We start from the raw sequence: 2,113 nt of genomic DNA on the forward strand, positions 1-2,113 counted from the left end.
AGGCTGAACACGTGATAGAGCCATACAGCGTGGCTGATGAGGTCTGCCGGGAAACGGTGGCGATGGTGCGGGTCTGGCGGCTTCTTCATGCCATCATCCTCGCCCAGGCCGTCGCAGACCGCCAGTTAACGTGACAACGCCCTTAGGGAGCAATCAGGCGCAAATCGCCTTATTGCCAGTCCGGCAACCATGAACTGCTGGCATAGCTCGCCCGCTCCTCAACGTGACGAGAGCCGTCATTGGCGACAGCGAGGCCGAGCAGCGCTGCACTTGTCGTTACGGCTATGCATCGTAACGTATTGTCCTCCACGTGGAGCGGGATGCTGGAACGCTTCACCACTTTTCTTTTCGTGCAATGCGAAGGACGCCGTTGATGCTGGGCTGTGGCACCACGGCTTTACGCCACCATCCAACTAAATTCGGAGTTCGGGCATTCAGGCGGAAACTCTCTCGGCCTATGGAGTAGCACTTTGTGACTGATCTCATTCTGGCGCATTGCGTCGACACCGACGCCCGCCCAGTCCGCGGTGCGCCTCGCTAGGTCCGCTTACCGCACTGCAACCGTTGCCTTCGGGTGCGCGGACGTAAGCTGGCGAAGACTGCAACTTGTCCTTTGGTCGTTCAGGCGTGGTCCAATCAGAAAGGTTCGAAGAGGCAGATTGAGTTCAGTGCTGCTTCAGAAATCGAAAGGCAAGGAGGCTGCAGCAGGCTCCGCAGATGATGAGGCACAAACTAACCCCGAACAAGGACAGGACACGTGCAGGATTAGCCTCCTTCGAGCGCGCGACAGTTGAGCGACTTGATTTGAAGCTTAGCAACCCACTCCTACTGACCTTCACTGAGCTTTTGTGCCCTGTTGATATTCCCGGTGACAGAAGCGTTGAGCTCACTGCGCGCCGCTGCTTTTTCGAAGGGATCCCCGTCATTGTCAAACACTGTATCTAAAACTCCATCTCTCAACACCCCAGCCACCTGGAAGTAAAGACTTTCGTTTGCTGGAATTGCTTGACGTGTCCAGCGCCAATCTCCCGAAAGGATGGCTTCCGCTGAAACGCGGGCGCAAGGCCGTTTCTCCGTGAGCTTGATCGAGACGCCAGTTACAAATGCAGACCCGTCCGGTGAAGGGTTAGAGTCCTCCTGAACTAGTTTCTCCCGACGGTTCAGTTCGGCGATCGACACCTTCCATCCTCTACCGTCTGGCAGTTCATGGACGAAATCCCGAGGGTCCTGTAGCGTGCCAATAATGTGGCCCGCATGATCGAAGACTGTCCCTGTGGGCACTACTATCGCACCTGCGCTAAACAAGGGCCGCCAGTCCCTAGCATCTTGATGAGATGCGCACACCTCAGCTTCTCCGGCACATGCTTGGGAACAAGCCAAGACAAGCCAAATGATAGGAACTGCTAGTTGCGCAACCAATCGGCCCGGACCACCTGATCTTGATGTCGCATATATCATGTTTCCAACCTTCGAGAAATGAGGAAGAGTATTGATCCAAGCTCGCTTAAGGAACAACCCGGACACCTCCAAAAGCTTGCAAGGTCCGGCGAACAAACCGCAACGTCGTGTCCAAAGCCAGATCACGCGAATGAGAAGAACTTACAACACGAATTGTGTTGAGTAAGCGCCAAACAAAGAGAGTCGGCCATCTGTAGCGTGCGGAACTAGTGTCCTGATTCCGAAGTTTCTATCCACATCTCTGCTGGACGTCGACGGTTCTTTGGCAGAAGCGCTGGATTGACGCCAAGATGTCGTCTGCGGACTTGGTCCACCGAAAAGGCTTGGGATCGGCGTTCCGGGCGTCGATGTAGGTGCCGATTGCCACTTCAAGCTCTCGAACGGAGCGGTGCGTACCGCGCCTGATCTGCTCGTCGGTTAGCAAGGCAAAAAAGCGCTCAACCTGATTGATCCAGGATGCCGACGCGGGGTAAAGTGCGGGTGCCAGCGAGGGCGCTTGGCAAACCAACTGCGGATCTGCTTGGTCTTGTGGCTTGATGCATTGTCCATGACGACGTGCACGTCGAGGTCGGCCGGGACGTTCTTCTCAACCATAGCGAGGAAGCGCCGAAACTCGGCGGCGCGGTGTCGCGCCATGCATTTGCCGACAATCGTC

Annotated in this window: 2 protein-coding genes; both read right to left on the reverse strand. The window is 56.0% G+C overall.

What is annotated here, in order from left to right; genetic code table 11:
* Positions 1-825 precede the first annotated feature (825 nt).
* Positions 826-1,179 (reverse strand): hypothetical protein, encoded by a 354-nt coding sequence (locus tag GSQ92_RS07650; protein ID WP_159013296.1) that lies wholly within the window; start codon positions 1,177-1,179, stop codon positions 826-828.
* Positions 1,180-1,875: 696 nt separating this feature from the next.
* Positions 1,876-2,113 (reverse strand): transposase (locus GSQ92_RS30865; RefSeq protein ID WP_254066590.1); only part of this gene is annotated, 238 nt, incomplete at its 5' end.

Source organism: Acidisoma sp. S159 (assembly GCF_009766125.1).
Classification (GTDB): domain Bacteria; phylum Pseudomonadota; class Alphaproteobacteria; order Acetobacterales; family Acetobacteraceae; genus Acidisoma.